Raw genomic sequence first — 18,878 nt, forward strand, 5'->3', positions numbered from 1 at the left:
GGTTCTAGCCGCTTTTCAGCATATAGCCGGCGCCGCGAACCGTGTGCAGGATCGGCTTGTCGAAGCCCTTCTCAATCTTGCCGCGCAGCCGCGAGATATGAACGTCGATGACGTTGGTCTGCGGATCGAAATGGTAGTCCCAGACGTTCTCGAGCAGCATGGTGCGCGTCACTACCTGGCCGGCGTGTCGCATCAAATATTCGAGCAGGCGGAACTCGCGCGGCTGCAGCGTCATCTCGCGCCCGGCGCGCCGCACCGAATGCGACAGCCGGTCGAGTTCGAGATCACCGACCCGGTAGACGGTTTCTGCCTCCCTGGCGCTGGCGCGGCGGTTCAGCACCTCGACGCGGGCGAGCAGTTCGGAAAACGCGTAGGGCTTGGTCAGATAGTCGTCGCCGCCGGCACGCAGACCGGTGACCCGGTCGTCGACTTCGCCGAGCGCCGACAGGATCAGCACGGGCGTCGTATTGCCTCTGGACCTGAGCCCGGCAATGACGGACAGGCCGTCGCGGCGCGGCATCATGCGGTCGACGACCATGACGTCATAGTCGCCGGAATCAGCGAGTGCGAAGCCGGTTTCGCCGTCTCCGGCGACATGGGCGGTATGGCCGGCCTCGGCGAACGCCTTCTGCAGGTAGTCGGCCGCCTCGCGATCGTCTTCTATGACGAGAATCTTCATAGAACCGTTATACGCGATTTCGCTGGAAGATTGAGTGGCCGGCATATGCATCGTGGCCGTCTCCATGGCGTATCGCGAACAAAGTGATTCAGGAATACGCGGTAAGTCTTTGTTTTAGCATGTCGTAGCCTAAAACCGCTTCACGCTTTGACCGACACGTTCGAGCGGCAGCGGGCGATCGGAAGCCCGCTGCCGCTGGGGCGGAACACGATGACTGACTAACGTATTCAGGCCCCGTGCTTTCCCGTGCGGCGGCTCGGGGGTGTGAAAACCGCCGCACCGGAAAAGTCGAACCGGTCGTCAGCCCTTGGCGACAGGCAGCGCGACGAAGCGGTTGCTGTCGTCGCGGGTGATCTGCATCAGCACCGCCTTGCGTCCGGACTTCACCGCGTCGGCCATCGCCTTGTCGATGTCGCCGGTGCCGGTCACTTCCGTCGAATTGACGGAGGTGATGACGTCACCGGGCTGGATGCCGCGATCGGCGGCATCGCTGTCGGGGTCGACATCGGTCACCACAAGACCCTTGCCGTTGTCGGACTTGGTGACGGTCAGGCCGAGATCGGCCAGCGTATCGGTCTTCGGCGCGGGTGCAGGCTGCTGGTCGGCCGAGGCCTGCTTGTCGCTCGACGGCAGCTTGCCGAGATCGACCTTGACCGCCTCGCTCTTGCCGTTGCGCCACACCGTGACATCGACCGATTTGCCGGGCGGGTAAGCGCCGATCAGACGGGCGAGTTCCTTCGGCGAAGCAACGTCCTTGCCGTCCACCTGAGTGATCACGTCACCTGCGGTGATGCCGGCCTTCTTGCCGGGACTGTTGTCCTGCGCGCTGGCAACGAGCGCGCCCTTGCCGGACCCAAGGCCAAGCGACTCGGCGATTTCGGGCGTGACCGGCTGGATTTCGACGCCGAGCCAGCCGCGCTGGACTGTGCCGTTTTTCATCAGATCCTGCACGACCTGCTTGGCGGTCGAAGCGGGAATGTCGAAGGCAATGCCGACGCTACCGCCCGACGGCGAGAAGATCGCGGTGTTGATGCCGACGACCTGGCCGTTGAGGTTGAAGGTCGGGCCGCCCGAATTGCCGCGGTTCACCGAGGCGTCGATCTGGATGAAGTCGTCATAGGGGCCGGCGCCGATATCGCGGCCGCGGGCCGAAACGATGCCTGCGGTAACCGTGCCGCCGAGGCCGAACGGATTGCCGACAGCCACCACCCAGTCGCCGACGCGAACCTTGGAATCATCGGCGAAGTCGACATAGGTGAACTTGTTGCCGTCATCGACCTTGAGCACGGCAAGGTCGGTGCGCGGATCGGTGCCGATCAGCTTGGCGTCAAGCTCCTTGCCGTCATTGGTCACCACGGTGAAGGCGGTGCCTTCCTCGACGACATGGTTGTTGGTGACGAGATAGCCGTCATCGGAGATGAAGAAGCCCGACCCTTGCGCCACCGGCCGCGGCTGGTCGTTGTTGCGGTCACGGTGTCCAAAACGGCGCATTCCGTTCGGACCCTGGTCGCCGCCTTGATCGCCAAAGCCGCGGAATTCGCGGAAGAACCGGCGCAGCTGCGGATTGTCGGGAAGATTGCCTAGGCCGTCCTCGTCGTCCATCTGGCCGGAACCGTCATCGGCCGTCGACTGGATCTTGGCCTTGACGCGCACGCTGACGACCGCCGGCGAAACGCGCTCGACCACATCGGCGAAGCTCGGGACCTGCGGTGCCTCGACACGCACGGCATCGGCCAGAACCGGGGCTGTCCCGGTGGCAACAGCACCAAAGCCGATCGCGCCGGCAATGGCTAGGGATGCGGCTGCGGCCAGCAGGCGTTTGCGGGTGCGAAGATATGAATTGGGGGCAACATTCATGGTTCTCGTATCCTCTTTTCAAGGGACGCCCCTTGATTGGCATCCTCGACAAAGGAAATAGAGAGCCGCACATTACGGCGCCATTTCCGGTACATGAAACTTTCGTAATGTTAGGATCAATCGCGGCGGAGTATCGCGTCCAACGCCGCCTTCTCGTCCGAGGTCAGGGCAGCGGTCGCTGTCGAGCGGCGCGAGCGAGCGGCCAGCAGGATGAACGTCCCGCCAACGAGCAGCAGAAGAACTGGCGTGCCCCAGAGCAAGGCATTGCGCAGATTGAAGCGCGGCTTCAGCAGCACAAATTCGCCGTAGCGCGAAACGACATAGTCCATCACCTGCTGATCGGTATCGCCGGCGACCAGGCGCTGGCGCACAAGGATGCGCAGGTCACGGGCAAGGTCGGCATCGGACTCGTCGATCGACTGATTCTGGCAGACCATGCAGCGCAAGCCTTCCGACAAAGCGCGCGCCCTCGCCTCGAGCGCCGGGTCGGCGAGCACCTCGTCGGGCTTGACCGCCTGCGCGGCGCCGGCGAACAACAGCGCCAGCAAGAGGACCAGCGAGGCCAGCGTGACCCTTTGGCTCATGGCGGGCTCGCCGATGGCACGGCGCCCGCCGGCTTGCGGGACGACGGCGCGCCGACACGCAGGCGGCGGTCGAGCAGCGACATCGCCGCACCCGCCATCATCACCAGGCCGCCACCCCAGATCAGCGTCACCAGCGGCTTCCACCACAGACGAACGACTACAGAGCCGTCGCTGGCCTCGTCGCCAAGCGAGAGATAGAGCTGGCTGAAGCCGATCGTGCTGATGCCGGATTCGGTCGTTGTCATCTGGCGCACCGGGTATGAGCGCTTGGCTGAGGTGATCTCGCCAGCGATGCTGCCGTCAGCGCCAAGCAGGGCGAAGCGGCCGCGATCCTCGCTGTAGTTAGGCCCCTGGGCCGGGTAGAGCCCCTCGAAGCGCAGGGTGTGGCCGGACAGTTCGACTGTATCGCCGGCATGCATCGACAGGATTTTTTCGGTGCCGAAGCAAAGCGTGCCGACAATGCCGAGCGTCGTCAGGCCGAGGCCGAGATGCGCAAGCGCTGTGCCGAAGACCGAGCGCGGCAGGCCGGCGAAGCGCCTGAGCACGGTGGCGGGCGCGACGGTGCCGAAGCCGGATTTGACGGCGAGATCGGTGAACGCGCCGCAGATCAGCCAGAAGGCAAGGCCGACACCGAGTGCCGCCAACACCGAAGCGCCATCGATGAACAGGGCGGTCACCAGCACGGCGAGCAGCGCCGCCGCGAAAGCCGCCATCAGGCGTTGGGCGACCGCGAAAATGTCGCCGCGCTTCCAGGCGAGCAGTGGCCCGAACGGCACGACGACCAGCAGCGGCACCATCAGCGGGCCGAATGTCAGGTTGAAGAACGGCGCGCCGACAGAAATCTTGTCGGCCGAAAGCGCTTCGACTACGAGCGGGTAGAGCGTGCCGACCAGCACGGTGGCGGTGGCGGTGGTCAGGAACAGATTGTTGAGGACCAGCGCGCCTTCGCGCGAGATCGGGTGAAACAGGCCGCCGGCCGTCAGCCGGGAGGCGCGCAAGGCAAACAGCGCCAGCGAGCCGCCAATGAACAGCGTCAGGATGCAGAGGATGAAAACGCCGCGCGTCGGATCGGTGGCGAAGGCGTGGACTGAGGTCAGCACGCCGGAGCGCACCAGGAAGGTGCCGAGCAGCGACAGCGAGAAGGTCAGGATCGCCAGCAGCAGCGTCCAGATCTTCAGCGCCGAGCGCTTTTCCATGACAATCGCCGAATGCAGCAGCGCCGTGCCCGCCAGCCACGGCATGAAGGACGCGTTCTCGACCGGATCCCAGAACCAGAAGCCGCCCCAGCCGAGCTCGTAGTAGGCCCAGTAGGAGCCCATGGCGATGCCGCCGGTGAGGAACATCCAGGCGACCAGCGTCCACGGCCGCACCCAGCGCGCCCACGATGCGTCGATGCGGCCCTCGATGAGGGCGGCGACCGAGAAGGAAAAGCATATCGAAAAGCCGACATAGCCGAGATAGAGCAGCGGCGGATGGATGGCGAGGCCGAGATCCTGCAGGATCGGATTGAGATCGCGGCCCTCGATGGGCGCCGGATTGAGCCTGACGAACGGGTTCGACGTCGTCAGGATGAACAGCAAGAAAGTAGCGCCGATCGCTCCCTGCACCGCAAGCACATTGGCCCGGAGCGTCGCCGGAAGATTGCCGCCGAAGACGGCGACAAGCGCGCCGAAGAAGGTCAGGATCAGCACCCAGAGCAGCATCGAACCTTCGTGATTGCCCCAAGTGCCGGTGATCTTGTAGATCAGCGGCTGCAGCGAATGCGAGTTCTCCCAGACGCTCTCCACCGAAAAGTCGGAGCCTGCATACGCGGTCGCCAGCGCCACGAAGGACAGCGCTGTCAAGGCAAAGCCGGTCAGCGCGGCGGGTGCGCCGACGGCCATCATCTTGTGGTTGCCGGTGCGCGCACCGAACAGCGGCACCACCGTCTGCACCAGGGCCAGCGCAAACGCCAGGACCAGGGCGAAATGTCCGGTTTCAACCATTGTCGCCCCGCTCGCCAGGTTTTGCCGCAGGTTCTTGCCGCAAAACCGTGGAACACTTTTGCGGAACCTCTCTAGTCACTCTTGCTCTCCTGCCAGACGCCCTTGGCCTTGAGGCCGTCGGCCACTTCCTTGGGCATATAGGTCTCATCATGCTTGGCGAGCACGCTGTCGGCGACAAAGATTCCGTCAGGGCCGAACGAGCCTTCGGTGATCACGCCCTGCCCTTCCCGGAAAAGGTCGGGAAGAATGCCGGTATAGGTAACCTTGACGTCCTTCTGGTTGTCGGTCACCGAAAAGGCGACGGTGGCGCCCTGGCTACGCTCTACTGTGCCTTTTTCGACGAGGCCGCCGAGCCTGATACGCTGGCCCGGCTGAAGGCTGGCGGTGGCCAGATCGGCCGGCATGTAGAAGTAGGAGGCCTTCTGGCCGAGCGCATAGAAGGTCAGCCCGGTGGCAACCCCGAGGAAGGCCAGCCCCGCAGCGATCACCGACAGTCGTTTCTGCTTGCGCGTCATCGTCTACTCCGTCGCCGTCACGCCGAGCGAGGCGGCAAAGGCGGTGAATTTCCTGGCCTGGTCGCTGTCCGCGCCAAAGACGGCGATACCGCGATTGAGTGCGTCACGCGCCTGATCTGTCTTGCCCAGCACGGCATAGGAACGAACGAGCTGCATCCACCCTTCCTCGTCGCGCGGATTTTGCCGAAGCTTTTCGTCGAGGCCGGCAACCATGGTGCTGATCATGGCTTGCCGGTCCTGCGGCGACATCGAGGAGGCAGCATCGATATCGTCGGCGCTCGGCCCTTTCGCGGGCGCCTCCGAAGCGACGTTGCGGGCGGCGGATTCAGCGAGCGCCTGCTCGACGGCACCGCGCCACGGCGAGCCCTGCGGCAAGGCGGCAAGCATCTTTTGCCAAGCCGCCGTCGCTTCAGCTGTGCGGCCTTCCTGCGCCAAGCCCATGGCGAGATAGAACGAGGCCTTCGGGTTTGCCGGATCGAGCTTCAGCGCCGCCTCGAAAGCAGCCTGGGCGTCGGCTGAAACGATGCCGCCGGCCGCATTGGCGATCGCCTCGCCGAGGCCGGCTTGACGGGCGGCACTGTCGCCGTCAAGGCGAATGGCATTGCGGTAGGCGGTTACCGCATCGGCGTATCGCTGCATGCGCAGATAGACCGGCGCCAGCACGTCCCAGCCGCGGCCATCGGACGGGTTGGCCGCAAGGTGCGCTTCGGCGCGTGCCACCAGCTCGTCCACCGAGCTGTCGGCGGGGTTCTTGGCCAGGCGTTCGCTGAGCGGCTGCGACGGCAGGTCGGGTGAGCCGAGCTGGCCGTAAAGGCCCCAGCTAACCAGCGGAACCACCAGCACGGCAGCGGTCGCCACCAGCCTTGTCGACCGCTGTGTCGCCGTCGTGCCGGCCGGGCCGGCATTGCTCAGGCGAAGGATGCGGCGGGCGATCTCGGCGCGCGCCTCTTCGGCCTCCATTGGCCGGATCAGGCCACGCGCCACGTCGCGGTCAAGCTCGGCCAATTGGTCGCGATAGACTTCAAGGTCGTGATCGCCGGCAGCGGACGTGTTCTTTGTTTCGCCCGCCAACGGCAGCAGCACCGCCAGGCTTGCGCCCAGCGTCAGGATTGCGGCTATGACCCAGAACAGCATGGCTCTTCCAATAGAACGAGACCCTTGCCCTGCCAACACAAGCGTGCTGCGACGCTTTGACGGGACCGCTCCGATCGATAGTGCCGGACCGGGATCGGTGTATCAACGGCCGGCGAGCTACGTCAGCGGGGTCCAGCTGCCGTCGGCATTGCGACAGGCGGTTCCGCGCGCGGTGGCGCCGGCAGCGCCGGTAAACACCGTATGGGTGTATTGCCGGCAGTCCTGCGAGCCGACGCGATAGGGCTGGGCGGCGACAACTTCGCCGCGATGGGCCGAACTGTCGCTCTTCCACGCCACCTTCTGGCCGCTCGCCGTATATTCAAGCGCCTTGTATTCCGCCTCGAGCGCGCTGCGCTTCTCGGTCTCGCTCAAGCCGGTGCCGATCGAGCCACCGACGAGGCCGCCGCCCATGGCGGCGATGATCGTCGTCGCGACCTTGGCGCCACTGGGAGGCGTGGCGGCCGGTGTCACCGTAACGGCTGGGCCCTTGCCGAGCGTCGTACAGCCGGAGACGGCGAGCAGGGCGGAAACGAGCGCGACGCGAATCTTCATGCCAATACCGGCTTTCTTGAGCTGGACCGCCGCGCTGTCAGCAGGCTGGCGCGGCCATAATGTCGATGTTTATCGGAAATTTGGCCGCAGCCAGCCGCCCGGAAAAGCATTACTGAAGGCTCCGCAATCGAACCACCGCCTTCAATCCACCCATGACGGATCGTTCCAGCGCCAGAACGCCTCCATACTCGTTGATAAGGTCGGCGACAATGGCAAGTCCGAGCCCGCTGCCGGGTTTTGTCTCGTCGAGACGCCGTCCGCGCTGCAATGCCTCGCGCGCCTTGTCTTCGGGAATGCCGGGGCCGTCATCCTCGATGGCTATCTCGAACAGATTGGCCGCCCCTTCCCTGCCGGCGATGGGCTTGACGGAAACGGCGACCGCGCTCCTTGCCCATTTCATCGCATTGTCGAGCAGATTGCCGAGCAGCTCCTCAAGGTCCTCACGTTCGCCGGCAAAGACGATGTCGGTGGCCGGCAGCGAGAGCGAGAGCGCGGTCCGCGGGTTGAGCTTCTGCAGCACGCGCACCATGCGCTGGACCAGCGGCGCCACCGGCGTGCGGTAAACGACGCTGTCGCGCTGCGCGGCAACGCGGGCACGTTGCAGATAGTGGTCGACCTGCTTCTGCATGGAAGCGGCCTGCTCGGCGATGAGCTGGCCCTTGGCGCCACCCAGCGCCCGCCCCTCGTTGAGCAGCACGGCCAGCGGCGTCTTCAGCGAGTGCGCGAGGTTGCCGACCTGCGTGCGCGACCGCTCGACGATACGCCTGTTGTTCTCGATCAGCGCATTCGTCTCGTTGGCGAGCGGCTCGATCTCGGCCGGGAAGCGGCCGTCGAGCCGTTGCGCAGTTCCTTCGCGCACCATGGCAAGGGCATTCCTGACCCGGCGCAGCGGCTGCAGGCCGAGCAGGATGGCGATTGCATTGATGGCGATCATGCCGACGCCGAACAGCGACAGATAGGTCAAAAGGCGCCGCTGGAAGGTGGCGATTTCCTGCTCGAGCTCGGTCTGGTTGCCCATGACACGGAAGCGCGCGGCGCGGTTTTTCGCATCGAGGACGAACTCGCTCTCGAACACCTCCAGTTGCTCGCCTTCGATGCCGTCCGCCGAATAACTGCGCTGGAAGCTGGCATTGAATGGCACCTCGGCAACGCTTGGCGACGGGATCGCCTTGGTCATCGACGACGAATGGAGATCGCCGTGCACGCCTTCCGAGGCGGGCTCGACCGACCAGTACCAGCCGGAATTCGGCTCCGAGAACCTCAAATCGCCAAGGTCGGGAGCGCCGGTCAATTGGCCGCTTTCGGAAACGCCGACCGAGCCGATCAGGTTGAACAGATGCGCCGAGAGCAGGCTGTCGAAACCGCGCTCGCTGGCCTGGCGATAGAGCGTGGTGATCAAGGTGAAGATGACGACCAGAGTGAGGATCGCCCAGACCGTGGAAAAGGCGATGACGCGAAACGCCAGCGAACGCGGCCATGACCGCAGCGACGGCGTGTTCGAGACGGCGGGTTTTGTAGGCAGCGGTTCCGCGTTACGCCTCCGGCTTACGCATGCGGTAGCCCATGCCGCGAACGGTTTCGATCATGTCGATGCCCATCTTCTTGCGAAGCCGTCCGACGAAGACCTCGATCGTATTGGAATCGCGGTCGAAATCCTGATCGTAGAGATGCTCGACCAGTTCGGTCCGGGACACGACCTCGCCCATATGGTGCATCAAATAGGCAAGCAGGCGGAATTCATGCGATGTCAGCTTCAGCGGTACACCATCGACGTCGGCCTTGGAGGCCTTGGTGTCGAGGCGCAGCGGTCCGCAGGTCAGCTCCGACGAGGCATGCCCGGCGGCACGCCGGATCAAGGCCCGCACCCTGGCCAGGATTTCCTCGATGTGGAAAGGTTTGGTGACGTAGTCGTCGGCGCCTGCGTCGATACCGGCAACCTTGTCGCTCCAGCGGTCGCGTGCCGTCAGGATCAGCACCGGCATCTTGCGGCCGCCACGCCGCCAGCGCTCGACCACGCTGATGCCGTCCATCTGCGGCAGGCCGATGTCGAGCACGACGGCATCGTAGGGCTCGGTGTCGCCGAGAAAGTGCCCTTCCTCGCCGTCGAAAGCGCGATCGACGACATAGCCGGCATCGACCAGCGCGTCGCCGATCTGCCGGTTGAGATCCTTGTCATCTTCGACGACGAGTACGCGCATGCGGGAGGCCTGTTGAAGCTGTTCAGATATAGGCCGATTCCGGCAGACTGGGAAACGGCACGGTTCAGTTCAGCGGAACGACGATCTCCGAGCGACGCGGACGCTGCCCTTCTTTGCCCGGAACCAGCACGACGATGACGCAGACCGGCTGGCCGCCGCGTGTCGACTGCGAGGCCTTGGCCAGGGTGCCGCCATTCTGCTCGGCCACCTGCTGGCCGATCGCATAGCAGTCCGAGGCGGCGAGGACGACCGGTTGGGGCTGCTCGGGCACGACAACGGGGATCGCCATCGCCTGCGACGCAAGCAGACCGGCGGCTGAGAGCGCCAGTGCCGCGGTCCGGAAGTGGGAGCAAAGGATGTTCATGGTCAGCGTTCTAACGCGCTGGTGCTGAACGTGATATGAACGGTGAACGCTCGAATGCATGCCCGCCACACCCCTGAAGCGCGAGATTACCGGATTGCCATCTCGCCGCCCGTCTCGCGAAATCGCCAAAGTTTAACCTAGCCCTCCGATCCTTCGCCGACAACCGGCATCATTTGGCGGAGAAGGCAATCGCTTCAGGTGTGCGCCGACTTCGACAATCGATCCGGGACAATCGATCCGGCAACCGAAGGCAGGTTCAGGCGAACCGACCTGAAACAAAAAAACCCGCTCGGCGGCGGGTCGTTGGCGCCAATCAGCACCATAGTGAAATTAGTAGCATAGCTGCCGGCACAAAGCAAGAACAAAATTGCCCGATTCTTACGGAAAGTGCCCGGCGGTCAGCCCTCATCCTCGATCATGGCGCGGAAACGCAGCAGCCCGTGATGGGCCGAAAGGTCCTCGTCGTAGCGGGCTTCGGCGAATTCGAGCTTGAGATAGGCGCGGCGATGTTCGCCAAGCGAGAGTGCCGCATCTCGCAAGCGGGCGCTGACCAGGTCCATGATGTCGAGCGTTTCCTTGCTGGCCTCGGACTTCGACCAGACATGCAGCGTCAGCAACTGCTCGGCGTTGTTCTCCGTGCCCGTAGCCCAGTCGTAAACGCTGGTGCGGCCGAAGGTCATGTGGGGAAACGCAACATTTTCCGGCGCACGGTCGAACAATCTTGCGTCGCCCAGTGCCGCCGATAAATCGGGATCGCCATTCACTGCCTCGAATATGGCCTTCTGCAATTCGACGGGTGGCGCGGTCATTGTCTTTCCCCTCGCCCGTCGCGTCGACCTCCCTGCTGCGTAGCTGCGTTGCATGGCGGCATCCCGGCAAAGCGCGAATCAGCGCGTCTCATACGGATTATGAACCTTCATGATCTCGGGAATAAGCCCTGCTACTGGAACCCGCGACGCCGCGGCCTTTCGCGTCACGGACGCCCTTGAGGGTGACGCGAATTCATTTGGCGTGCAGGGCGTTCGAAGAACGATGCTATGAAGATTCTGGTTTCCAAACATTCGAGGTCGTTTTCGTGCGCGAGCCATCGCTGCTGCCTGTTTTCGGAAAGCTTGGGGTCAGGGCGCGGCCGGTCGCGATTGCGGCGCCGACCATGTCGATGACCATCAAGAATTTGGTCAACCGCACTCGGGAGCTGCTCTCGGCGCACGGTAGCCTGGCCCTGAAGCTGTTCGTCGTTTTGTGGACGGTGCTTGTCCTGGCGGCAATATTCTTCGTCGCCCAGCGACATTCATCGATCGGGCGGAAACTAAAGGATGCCAAGATGGCAAACCGCTACGCGCTGCGTATGGAACGTCCTCACAGCTGGACCGTCTTCTACGTCTTCACCGGCCAGCCTGTCGAGCTCAAGCAGCAATCCATGGTCGGCATGAACACGTGCGATGCGCACGCGATGGTCGATCGGCTGAACAGTCGTGACATCGCGGCGGATGCAGGCGGACCGGAAGCCCCGAGAAAGCGTCTTGTGGACGGATCGCGACGGATCTAGCGAAAATCGGCCGCAGTCAGCACATATATGCTCCTGCGGGTGCGGGCATAGGCATTCCTGGCGACATCGTGGATCGAGCTGGAAGCCGTGTCGAAGGCCGCCAGATAGGTAGCTTCCGAGGCCGCCGTTCCCGGCTGCACTTTGGAGATGGCATCGGTTGCGACAGAGAAGGAAATCTGGAACATGCCGTCATGGCCGACGAAGCGGATGCGTTTGCTTGCCTCGTCGTAGCTGCGGCTGGGATTGGGAAATGTCAGGCTCATGATTTGGCCTCCGTCGATGCGGATACGGCCTGCTTGACTGTCCGCGCCGCCCGCTTCTTCTTTGGGGCGACCGGATTCAGAGCTGCCGCCGCGCGATCCGCCTCTTCCTTGGCCAGTCGCAATTCCCTCAGTCTTGCCGTTTTGATCGCCCTGGCCTTGGCCTCCGAGAGATATTCGGCAGTTGCCTTGTTCCGCTCCGCCGTTTTCTTTTGATTTTCCATGAAGCGAGCCTGAGCTTTTTCCATGATGTTCTGATTGCCTTCGGCCATCGGTAAAATCTCCCTTGCAGCGAAAGTCGTGAGTGTGAACTTCACCATAAAATAGGTGTTCAAAGACAGAAATTCAATTTCATTAATATTCGGCAATGCCCGAACACCAAGGGATAGCCAGGCAAAATAATTCATTCAATATTTGACATACCCCATGAATATTTTTTGGCACTCCTATCAATCGAGTGCCAAGGCGCCTATAGAGAGGGGCGGCCGCCTAAGCCGGCCCCAGAAAGAGTCCCCATGAAATTCCGGCCACTCCACGATCGCGTCGTCATTCGGCGCGCCGAAAGCGACACCAAATCCAAGGGCGGCATCATCATCCCCGACAATGCCAAGGAAAAACCGCAGGAAGGCGAAGTGATCGCCGTCGGGCCGGGCGCGCGGGACGAAAGCGGCGTGCTGATGGCGCTCGACGTCAAGGCCGGCGACCTCATCCTGTTCGGCAAATGGTCCGGCACCGAGGTCAAGATAGACGGCGAGGACCTTGTGATCATGAAGGAGGCCGACATCATGGGCATCATCGACAAGAGCGAGATGGGTATCATCGACAAGAGCGTGGCTACCAAGAAGGCCGCCTGATTGGAATGCCGCGCGCCCTGCCGGGCGCGCAAAGGATGCTCCAAGCTTTGATTCAGGCGCGCTGCAAGCGTCTTGCCACAACCAACCGAACTGGAAAAAATCATGTCTGCCAAGGAAATCAAATTTTCCACCGACGCGCGTGACCGCATGCTGCGCGGTGTCGAAATCCTCAACAACGCCGTCAAGGTGACGCTCGGCCCTAAGGGCCGCAACGTCATCATCGACAAGGCCTATGGCGCGCCGCGCATCACCAAGGACGGGGTGACGGTGGCCAAGGAAATCGAACTTTCCGACAAGTTCGAGAACATGGGCGCACAGATGGTGCGCGAAGTGGCCTCGAAGACCAACGACCTCGCCGGCGACGGCACCACCACCGCCACGGTGCTTGCCGCTTCCATCCTGCGCGAGGGCGCCAAATTCGTTGCCGCCGGCATGAACCCGATGGACCTCAAGCGCGGCATCGACCTTGCCGTCACCGCCGTCGTCAAGGAAATCCAGGCTCGAGCCAAGAAGGTCAAGTCCTCAGGCGAGATCGCGCAGGTCGGCACCATTGCCGCCAATGGCGACACCAGCGTCGGTGCCATGATCGCCAAGGCGATGGACAAGGTCGGCAATGACGGCGTCATCACCGTTGAGGAGGCCAAGACCGCCGAAACCGAACTCGACGTCGTCGAAGGCATGCAGTTCGATCGCGGCTATCTCTCGCCCTATTTCGTCACCAATGCCGAGAAGATGCGCGCCGAGCTGGAGGAGCCTTACGTGCTCATCCACGAAAAGAAGCTCGGCAATCTGCAGGCGCTGCTGCCCATCCTCGAAGCCGTGGTGCAAAGCGGCAGGCCGCTGTTGATCATCTCCGAGGACGTCGAGGGCGAAGCGCTGGCGACGCTGGTCGTCAACAAGCTGCGCGGCGGCCTCAAGGTCGCGGCCGTCAAGGCGCCTGGCTTCGGTGACCGCCGCAAGGCGATGCTGGAAGACATCGCCGTGCTCACCGCCGGACAGATGATTTCCGAGGATCTCGGCATCAAGCTGGAGAACATCACCATAGAGATGCTCGGCCGCGCCAAGCGCGTGCTGATCGAGAAGGACACCACCACGATCATCGACGGCGCCGGCGAGAAGGCCACCATCCAGGCGCGCGTCCAGCAGATCAAGGGGCAGATCGAGGAAACCACTTCCGACTACGACAAGGAGAAGCTGCAGGAACGTCTCGCCAAGCTGGCGGGCGGCGTTGCCGTCATCCGCGTCGGCGGNCTACGACAAGGAGAAGCTGCAGGAACGTCTCGCCAAGCTGGCGGGCGGCGTTGCCGTCATCCGCGTCGGCGGCGCCACCGAATCCGAGGTCAAGGAAAAGAAGGACCGCATCGACGATGCGCTGAACGCCACCCGCGCGGCCGTCGAGGAAGGCATCGTTCCCGGCGGCGGCGTCGCGTTGCTGCGCGCCAAGGCTGTGCTGAACGGGCTGACCGGAGCCAATGCCGATGTAACGGCGGGCATTTCGATCGTGTCGAGAGCGCTCGAAGCGCCGATCCGGCAGATCGCCGAGAATTCCGGCGTCGAAGGTTCGATTGTCGTCGGCAAACTCGCCGACAGCAAGGACCACAATCAGGGCTTCGATGCCCAGAACGAGGTCTATGTCGACATGATCAAGGCCGGCATCGTCGACCCCGCGAAGGTGGTGCGGACGGCGCTGCAGGACGCGGGCTCGATTGCGGCGCTACTGATCACTGCTGAGGCCATGATCACAGACGTTTCAGCCAAGGAAGCCGCTGCTTCGCCCGGCGGCATGGGCTATTGACCAGCCGCTGCCGGAAACAAGCCTGAAAGACAGCCGCCGGGGGATATTCCCCGGCGCGCGCCATCGGCAAGGAGATCGATCCATGATCGCATTCGTCCCGAAGCCAAATGCAGCCACGAAGACCAAAGTGGCAGAGGAAAGCCGCTTCGATCGCATTCGCAGGCTTGCCGACAAGCACAGGAAAGCCGACGCCGGCACGATAGGCCGCGACCCGAAAAAGATCGCGGACAAGCGTCCCATGTGACGATTGCCAATCCTCGGCACCCCGCGCAAGCGCGGCACCAGACCCTTATCGCGTCTCGTCGCTGATCAGCGCCAGCTGAATGCGATTCTTGCCCGAACGCACAAGCGCCGTCAGTGCCTGCATGGTGCGGTCAAGCTTATCTCCGAGCGGCGGCAACTGGGGCCGCTACTTGGCGGCGTCATCGTACCGTTGGTTCTGCGCCATGAGGTGGCGGACCACGAGGTGAAGGAAAGCCTGATCGTTCAATCCAGGCTCGACTGGACCATCGTGGAGCCGCCCAGGTTGAGCAATGGAGCGGCAACGGGCGAATTCCGCCACGGCAACGGCATCCGGTCGGCGTCGCTGCTGCCGACGCTGGCGCGTGCCGACGTGGCGGCCTTCATGCTCGCCCAACTCGACGGCACCACCTACTCGCGCAGGGTAGCCAACATCCTGCGCTGACGCCTCGCAGGAGCCGTCTTCCCCTCGACGAACCGCCCGCTATATCTTCATCGTCCTTACCTTCATCGCCCTTGTCGGCAGCACCAAAATGGACGAATAGTCTTGCAAGGTGCGCCGCCGTGAAATTGCCGGCATGCGGTTTCTCAGTTGGCGGCATCGCCGCAGCCGGATCCTGGAATGGCTAGTCCTTTGGAACCACGCAAGAGAAGAGGTCCGATCGCCGCAAGGCTGCTGGCGGTGGATGCGTGGATCGATTCCTCGGTCTACGAAATCGGCTTCAGGGCGCGTCAGTTCTGGGAAGCGGCGACCATCTTCTCGCGGCGTTTCCGCGTCGGCGGCTGGCGCCGCGGCATGATTGAACTGTTGAGTGAAGGATTTACGCTCGGTGCGGGCGGCATCGTTGTGCTTTTGGCGCTGGCCTTGCCGGCCTTTCAGATAACCGCCGGCGACTGGCGCACGCAGGGCGACTTCGCCGTCACCTTCCTCGACCGCTACGGCAACGAGATCGGCCAGCGCGGCATTATCCAGCGCGATTCGGTGCCGGTCGACGAGATGCCCGACCATGTCATCAAGGCGGTGCTGGCCACCGAGGACCGGCGCTTCTTCGACCATTACGGCATCGACGTGCTCGGCCTGTCGCGGGCGATATTCGAGAACGTACGGGCGAATTCTGTCGTCCAGGGCGGCTCGAGCATCACCCAGCAGCTGGCCAAGAACCTGTTCCTGACCAATGAGCGGACATTCGAGCGCAAGATCAAGGAAGCCTTCCTGTCGCTATGGCTCGAAGCCAATCTGTCGAAGAAGGAAATCCTGCAGCTTTACCTCGACCGCGCCTATATGGGCGGCGGCACCTTCGGCATCGAGGCGGCGGCAGATTTCTATTTCGGCAAGAGCGTCAAGGACCTGAACCTTGCCGAGGCGGCGATGCTGGCCGGCCTGTTCAAGGCACCGACCAAATATGCGCCGCACATAAACCTGCCCGCCGCCCGGGCGCGCGCCAATGTCGTGCTGTCCAACCTGGTCGATTCCGGCTTCATGACCGAAGGCCAGGTGCTGCAGGCAAGATTACACCCGGCCGAAATCGTTGATCGCGGCGAGCAGAAAAGCCCCGACTACTATCTCGATTGGGCCTTCGAAGAGGTCAAGAAGATCGCCGCCAAAGGCGGCCCGCACTCGCTTGTCGCCCACACCACCTTCGACGCCAACATCCAGAAGGCGGCCGAAGAATCGATGGAGTTCCACCTCCGCCAGTTCGGCAAGGAATACAACGTCACCGAGGGCGCCATCGTCGTCATCGAGACCAACGGCGCGGTCCGGGCGATCGTCGGCGGCCGCGACTACGGCGCCAGCCAGTTCAACCGCGCCACCAAGGCACTTCGCCAGACCGGCTCCTCGTTCAAGCCCTATGTCTATGCGACGGCGATGGAGCATGGCTTCACGCCGGATTCGGTGGTTTCCGGCGGACCCATCTCCTGGGGCAGTTGGTCGCCCCACAATTACAATGGCGGGTCGGCCGGCAAGGTGACGCTGATCACGGCGATGGCCAAATCGATCAACACCGTGCCGGTGCGGCTGGCCAAGGATTATCTCGGCATCAAGCCGATCAAGGCGATGGCCGAGGCGATGGGCGTCGAGTCGCCGCTGGAATCACACAAGACCATGGTGCTCGGCACGTCGGGCATGACCGTGATGGACCAGGCGACGGGCTACAGCGTGTTCGCCCAGAACGGCTTTGCCGGAACCCGGCACGGCGTCAGCCAACTCTTCACCCGCACCGGCGAGGTGGTCTACGACTTCGCCAAGGATGCGCCGCCGCCGCACCGGGTGCTGTCGGAGCAGGCGCTCAAATACATGAACACCATGCTGGCCGCCGTTCCGGTGATCGGTACGGCCCGGCGCGCGGCCCTTCCAAACATCGTCGTCGCCGGCAAGACCGGCACGACCCAGTCCTACCGCGATGCCTGGTTTGTCGGCTTTACCGGCAACTACACGGCCGCCGTCTGGCTTGGCAATGACGACTTCACCGCGACCAACAAGATGACCGGCGGCACCCTGCCGGCCATGGTGTGGCAGCGCCTGATGCTCTATGCGCACCAGAATATCGACCTCAGACCGATCCCTGGCCTCGATCACCCCTTCGTCGATGCCGAAATCGCTGCCAAGGCCGAGGAAGCGGAAAAGAAGAGCGCCGAACAGGCAGCAGCCGATGCCGCCGCCGAGCGTCCGCCGGTGCTGTCCAGCCGGACCACCCAGACCCTGAAGGAACTCACCAAGCTGTTCCAGGCGGCACCCGTGCTCGACGCGCCCGCTGCACCGGAGACCCTCTCGGCGCTCTGAGCGGTCAATTCCACAGGGCCGCTTGCCACAAGCCCCCGCACCGCGATATCCCGAGCGACAGTCTTTCAGTCCCCGGCCTTCGGTTCCCCGGCTCCTCATGCTCAAGAATGCCTTCCTGACACTGCTTTCGCTTGCCATCGCCGTCGTCGGCGGTGGCGGCAGCGTCTGGTATGCACTGAAGCTGCAGGACGGCGTCGGCGCCATCAGGATCGGCCAATGGACCGCCTTCCCCGATATCGGCACGCCGACGGCGGATCCTTATTCGAAGGCCCGCGTGGCGCGCGAAGGCGTGCTGGCGCTCGGACAGGCGGAAGGACTGTCCTTCATCGCCGAGCGCGATTCCGGCGGCGAGCAACTCAAGCGGCAATGTGCCTACAAGATTGCGGGCGGCTTTCCCACCGCCCGGTTCTGGACCCTCTATGCCGCAGATCGGTCGCTTGGCGTGATCGAGACCGGCAAGCCGAGGCTGGCTGCGCTGCAGTCCTATCAAGTGCTGCGCGAGGCCGACAATTCGGTGATCATTTCCGTCGGCAGCCGCCCGGCGCCCGACAACTGGCTGCTGACCAGCGGCGCCGGCGGGATGTACTTCGTGCTCACGTTCTATGACACGCCGATCGCCAGCAGCACCGGCCTCTCGGACGTCACGCTGCCGCAGATCCAGAAGGTCGGCTGCAATGCGTAGCCTGCTGCATGCCGTGCTGCTCGGCCTGCTTGGCGGCGGCATCGTGCACATCATCGTGCTGCTGCTCGTCCCCGAGTTTTCCGAACGCGACGCCTGGTCGCGATTGGCCATGGCTTCGGATCTCTACAAGATGACCAGGCTCGACGCGGAAGCCGGCGGCGCGCCGGTGGTGAAATCGGTCGATCCGCTGTTTTATGCGGCGGCTTGCCGCTTCGACCTTGCCGAGGGGATGGTGCGGGTCAAGGCGCCGGGAAAGGTGCCGTTCTGGTCGATATCGGTCTATGACCGCGGCGGCCACAACATCTACTCGTTCAACGACCGCAGCGCGACCGCAGGCGTGCTCGACACCGTGGTGCTGACGCCGGCGCAGATGATCGAGGTCCGCAAGAATCTTCCCGCGGAACTGCAAGGGGCGATCTTCGTCGAAGCGCCGATAGCGGAAGGCATGTTCGTCATCCGCTCGTTCGTGCCCGACGACAGCTGGAAGCCGATCGTCTCGCGGTTTCTCGAACAGAGTTCCTGCGAACTGCAGGATTTTTAACCCACTTCCGATGCTCAGTGATGCGGTACCGGCAATGTCCCCGAAGGTCCCGGCTTATCGGGGCCGACCGGCCGCGTCTCGCCGGTCAGCGGCCGCTGCTCGTAGCGGACCCCGGGAAAGATGATCACCGCCGCCGGCGTTCCCGCGGTTTGTTGTGCTCGATTGGTTGCCGCCGTTCGCGGCACGAAAGACAGTACCATGCCCATGGTTCGCGTATTCCTCTCGGTTGCCCCGGAGCACAACGCAACGCCTCCATAGTCGATTAAGGAGGCAGTAGGTTAACGGAGCGCTAACGGATCGCCGCTAA

General features: G+C 63.5%; 21 protein-coding genes and 1 pseudogene. 8 read left to right on the top strand and 14 right to left on the bottom strand.

The annotated features are described in order from the left end of the window. Positions 1 to 4: 4 nt before the first annotated feature. From X760_RS50615 to X760_RS50665, 11 genes are all read right to left on the bottom strand, one after another. The gene (locus X760_RS50615; RefSeq protein WP_023718382.1) at positions 5 to 679 is read right to left on the bottom strand and encodes a response regulator transcription factor; all 675 of its coding nucleotides are present in this window, start codon (positions 677 to 679) and stop codon (positions 5 to 7) included. 300 nt (positions 680 to 979) lie between these two features. Beyond that, entirely contained in the window at positions 980 to 2,536 is a 1,557-nt protein-coding gene (locus X760_RS50620; protein WP_023718383.1) for a Do family serine endopeptidase, read from the bottom strand. Positions 2,537 to 2,652: 116 nt separating this feature from the next. Beyond that, complete coding sequence (locus X760_RS50625; protein WP_023718384.1) at positions 2,653 to 3,120, bottom strand: cytochrome c-type biogenesis protein; 468 nt, start codon at positions 3,118 to 3,120, stop codon at positions 2,653 to 2,655. Then, the gene (locus X760_RS50630; protein WP_023718385.1) at positions 3,117 to 5,105 is read right to left on the bottom strand and encodes a heme lyase CcmF/NrfE family subunit; all 1,989 of its coding nucleotides are present in this window, start codon (positions 5,103 to 5,105) and stop codon (positions 3,117 to 3,119) included. Before X760_RS50630 ends, X760_RS50625 begins: the two co-directional genes overlap by 4 nt. A 71-nt stretch (positions 5,106 to 5,176) precedes the next feature. Then, positions 5,177 to 5,620, bottom strand: coding sequence for a cytochrome c maturation protein CcmE (gene ccmE / locus X760_RS50635; protein WP_023718386.1), 444 nt, complete (start codon positions 5,618 to 5,620; stop codon positions 5,177 to 5,179). A gap of 3 nt (positions 5,621 to 5,623) precedes the next feature. Next, positions 5,624 to 6,754, bottom strand: coding sequence for a c-type cytochrome biogenesis protein CcmI (gene ccmI / locus X760_RS50640; RefSeq protein ID WP_023718387.1), 1,131 nt, complete (start codon positions 6,752 to 6,754; stop codon positions 5,624 to 5,626). 117 nt (positions 6,755 to 6,871) lie between these two features. After that, positions 6,872 to 7,306 carry a hypothetical protein gene (locus X760_RS50645; RefSeq protein ID WP_023718388.1) on the bottom strand — a complete coding sequence of 145 codons (435 nt, stop codon included), beginning with the start codon at positions 7,304 to 7,306 and terminating at the stop codon, positions 6,872 to 6,874. Between the two features lie 109 nt (positions 7,307 to 7,415). Continuing rightward, positions 7,416 to 8,828 (bottom strand): ATP-binding protein, encoded by a 1,413-nt coding sequence (locus tag X760_RS50650; RefSeq protein WP_051409642.1) that lies wholly within the window; start codon positions 8,826 to 8,828, stop codon positions 7,416 to 7,418. 10 nt (positions 8,829 to 8,838) lie between these two features. Beyond that, positions 8,839 to 9,504 carry a response regulator transcription factor gene (locus tag X760_RS50655; RefSeq protein WP_023718390.1) on the bottom strand — a complete coding sequence of 222 codons (666 nt, stop codon included), beginning with the start codon at positions 9,502 to 9,504 and terminating at the stop codon, positions 8,839 to 8,841. A 64-nt stretch (positions 9,505 to 9,568) separates the two neighbouring features. Continuing rightward, the gene (locus X760_RS50660; protein ID WP_023718391.1) at positions 9,569 to 9,868 is read right to left on the bottom strand and encodes a hypothetical protein; all 300 of its coding nucleotides are present in this window, start codon (positions 9,866 to 9,868) and stop codon (positions 9,569 to 9,571) included. A gap of 398 nt (positions 9,869 to 10,266) precedes the next feature. Then, positions 10,267 to 10,677, bottom strand: a complete 411-nt coding sequence (locus tag X760_RS50665) for a DUF3168 domain-containing protein (protein WP_023718393.1) — start codon at positions 10,675 to 10,677, stop codon at positions 10,267 to 10,269. A 266-nt stretch (positions 10,678 to 10,943) separates the two neighbouring features. Between X760_RS50665 and X760_RS77865 the strand changes: the two genes are divergently transcribed. Next, a complete protein-coding gene (locus tag X760_RS77865) occupies positions 10,944 to 11,417 on the top strand; it encodes a hypothetical protein (protein ID WP_245278553.1) in 474 nt (157 codons plus the stop codon). On the opposite strand, the gene X760_RS50670 is transcribed toward X760_RS77865, so the two are convergent. Together X760_RS50670 and X760_RS50675 are read right to left on the bottom strand one after the other, a co-directional pair. Continuing rightward, positions 11,414 to 11,680, bottom strand: coding sequence for a DUF1488 domain-containing protein (locus tag X760_RS50670; RefSeq protein ID WP_023718394.1), 267 nt, complete (start codon positions 11,678 to 11,680; stop codon positions 11,414 to 11,416). The two genes, X760_RS77865 and X760_RS50670, sit on opposite strands and share 4 nt — an antisense overlap. Continuing rightward, positions 11,677 to 11,949 carry a hypothetical protein gene (locus X760_RS50675; RefSeq protein WP_023718395.1) on the bottom strand — a complete coding sequence of 91 codons (273 nt, stop codon included), beginning with the start codon at positions 11,947 to 11,949 and terminating at the stop codon, positions 11,677 to 11,679. The genes X760_RS50670 and X760_RS50675 overlap by 4 nt, the downstream gene beginning before the upstream one ends. Positions 11,950 to 12,192: 243 nt before the next feature. Here X760_RS50675 and X760_RS50680 point away from each other — a divergent pair, with 243 nt between their 5' ends. The 7 genes and pseudogenes from X760_RS50680 to X760_RS50700 all read left to right on the top strand — a co-directional run bounded on the left by X760_RS50680 (position 12,193) and on the right by X760_RS50700 (position 18,571). After that, complete coding sequence (locus X760_RS50680; RefSeq protein ID WP_023718396.1) at positions 12,193 to 12,531, top strand: co-chaperone GroES; 339 nt, start codon at positions 12,193 to 12,195, stop codon at positions 12,529 to 12,531. Between the two features lie 102 nt (positions 12,532 to 12,633). Then, positions 12,634 to 14,326, top strand: a pseudogene (gene groL, locus X760_RS50685) (chaperonin GroEL). A gap of 82 nt (positions 14,327 to 14,408) precedes the next feature. Further along, positions 14,409 to 14,570, top strand: coding sequence for a hypothetical protein (locus X760_RS77170; RefSeq protein WP_023718397.1), 162 nt, complete (start codon positions 14,409 to 14,411; stop codon positions 14,568 to 14,570). A gap of 3 nt (positions 14,571 to 14,573) precedes the next feature. Further along, a complete protein-coding gene (locus X760_RS74535) occupies positions 14,574 to 15,011 on the top strand; it encodes an NAD(P)H-binding protein (protein ID WP_023718398.1) in 438 nt (145 codons plus the stop codon). A 177-nt stretch (positions 15,012 to 15,188) separates the two neighbouring features. Continuing rightward, positions 15,189 to 17,348 carry a penicillin-binding protein 1A gene (locus tag X760_RS50690; RefSeq protein WP_023718399.1) on the top strand — a complete coding sequence of 720 codons (2,160 nt, stop codon included), beginning with the start codon at positions 15,189 to 15,191 and terminating at the stop codon, positions 17,346 to 17,348. A 97-nt stretch (positions 17,349 to 17,445) separates the two neighbouring features. Next, on the top strand, positions 17,446 to 18,030 hold the full coding sequence (locus X760_RS50695; protein WP_023718400.1) for a DUF1214 domain-containing protein: 585 nt from the start codon (positions 17,446 to 17,448) through the stop codon (positions 18,028 to 18,030). Continuing rightward, entirely contained in the window at positions 18,023 to 18,571 is a 549-nt protein-coding gene (locus X760_RS50700) for a DUF1254 domain-containing protein (protein WP_023718401.1), read from the top strand. The genes X760_RS50695 and X760_RS50700 overlap by 8 nt, the downstream gene beginning before the upstream one ends. Before the next feature lie 14 nt (positions 18,572 to 18,585). On the opposite strand, the gene X760_RS50705 is transcribed toward X760_RS50700, so the two are convergent. Next, entirely contained in the window at positions 18,586 to 18,777 is a 192-nt protein-coding gene (locus tag X760_RS50705; protein ID WP_031193791.1) for a hypothetical protein, read from the bottom strand. Positions 18,778 to 18,878 lie beyond the last annotated feature (101 nt).

This window comes from Mesorhizobium sp. LSHC420B00 (genome assembly GCF_000503055.1).
Lineage (GTDB): Bacteria > Pseudomonadota > Alphaproteobacteria > Rhizobiales > Rhizobiaceae > Mesorhizobium.

What these genes read in the sequence shown, in the direction of transcription:
- X760_RS50615 (WP_023718382.1), bottom strand. Translation starts at nt 679, where the DNA reads ATGAAGATTCTCGTCATAGAAGACGATCGCGAGGCGGCCGACTACCTG.
- ccmI (WP_023718387.1), bottom strand. Translation starts at nt 6,754, where the DNA reads ATGCTGTTCTGGGTCATAGCCGCAATCCTGACGCTGGGCGCAAGCCTG.
- X760_RS50620 (WP_023718383.1), bottom strand. Translation starts at nt 2,536, where the DNA reads ATGAATGTTGCCCCCAATTCATATCTTCGCACCCGCAAACGCCTGCTG.
- X760_RS50700 (WP_023718401.1), top strand. Translation starts at nt 18,023, where the DNA reads ATGCGTAGCCTGCTGCATGCCGTGCTGCTCGGCCTGCTTGGCGGCGGC.
- X760_RS50680 (WP_023718396.1), top strand. Translation starts at nt 12,193, where the DNA reads ATGAAATTCCGGCCACTCCACGATCGCGTCGTCATTCGGCGCGCCGAA.
- X760_RS50675 (WP_023718395.1), bottom strand. Translation starts at nt 11,949, where the DNA reads ATGGCCGAAGGCAATCAGAACATCATGGAAAAAGCTCAGGCTCGCTTC.
- X760_RS50630 (WP_023718385.1), bottom strand. Translation starts at nt 5,105, where the DNA reads ATGGTTGAAACCGGACATTTCGCCCTGGTCCTGGCGTTTGCGCTGGCC.
- X760_RS50705 (WP_031193791.1), bottom strand. Translation starts at nt 18,777, where the DNA reads ATGGGCATGGTACTGTCTTTCGTGCCGCGAACGGCGGCAACCAATCGA.
- X760_RS77170 (WP_023718397.1), top strand. Translation starts at nt 14,409, where the DNA reads ATGATCGCATTCGTCCCGAAGCCAAATGCAGCCACGAAGACCAAAGTG.
- X760_RS50670 (WP_023718394.1), bottom strand. Translation starts at nt 11,680, where the DNA reads ATGAGCCTGACATTTCCCAATCCCAGCCGCAGCTACGACGAGGCAAGC.
- X760_RS50690 (WP_023718399.1), top strand. Translation starts at nt 15,189, where the DNA reads ATGGCTAGTCCTTTGGAACCACGCAAGAGAAGAGGTCCGATCGCCGCA.
- X760_RS50655 (WP_023718390.1), bottom strand. Translation starts at nt 9,504, where the DNA reads ATGCGCGTACTCGTCGTCGAAGATGACAAGGATCTCAACCGGCAGATC.
- X760_RS50645 (WP_023718388.1), bottom strand. Translation starts at nt 7,306, where the DNA reads ATGAAGATTCGCGTCGCGCTCGTTTCCGCCCTGCTCGCCGTCTCCGGC.
- ccmE (WP_023718386.1), bottom strand. Translation starts at nt 5,620, where the DNA reads ATGACGCGCAAGCAGAAACGACTGTCGGTGATCGCTGCGGGGCTGGCC.
- X760_RS50695 (WP_023718400.1), top strand. Translation starts at nt 17,446, where the DNA reads ATGCTCAAGAATGCCTTCCTGACACTGCTTTCGCTTGCCATCGCCGTC.
- X760_RS50625 (WP_023718384.1), bottom strand. Translation starts at nt 3,120, where the DNA reads ATGAGCCAAAGGGTCACGCTGGCCTCGCTGGTCCTCTTGCTGGCGCTG.
- X760_RS50665 (WP_023718393.1), bottom strand. Translation starts at nt 10,677, where the DNA reads ATGACCGCGCCACCCGTCGAATTGCAGAAGGCCATATTCGAGGCAGTG.
- X760_RS50660 (WP_023718391.1), bottom strand. Translation starts at nt 9,868, where the DNA reads ATGAACATCCTTTGCTCCCACTTCCGGACCGCGGCACTGGCGCTCTCA.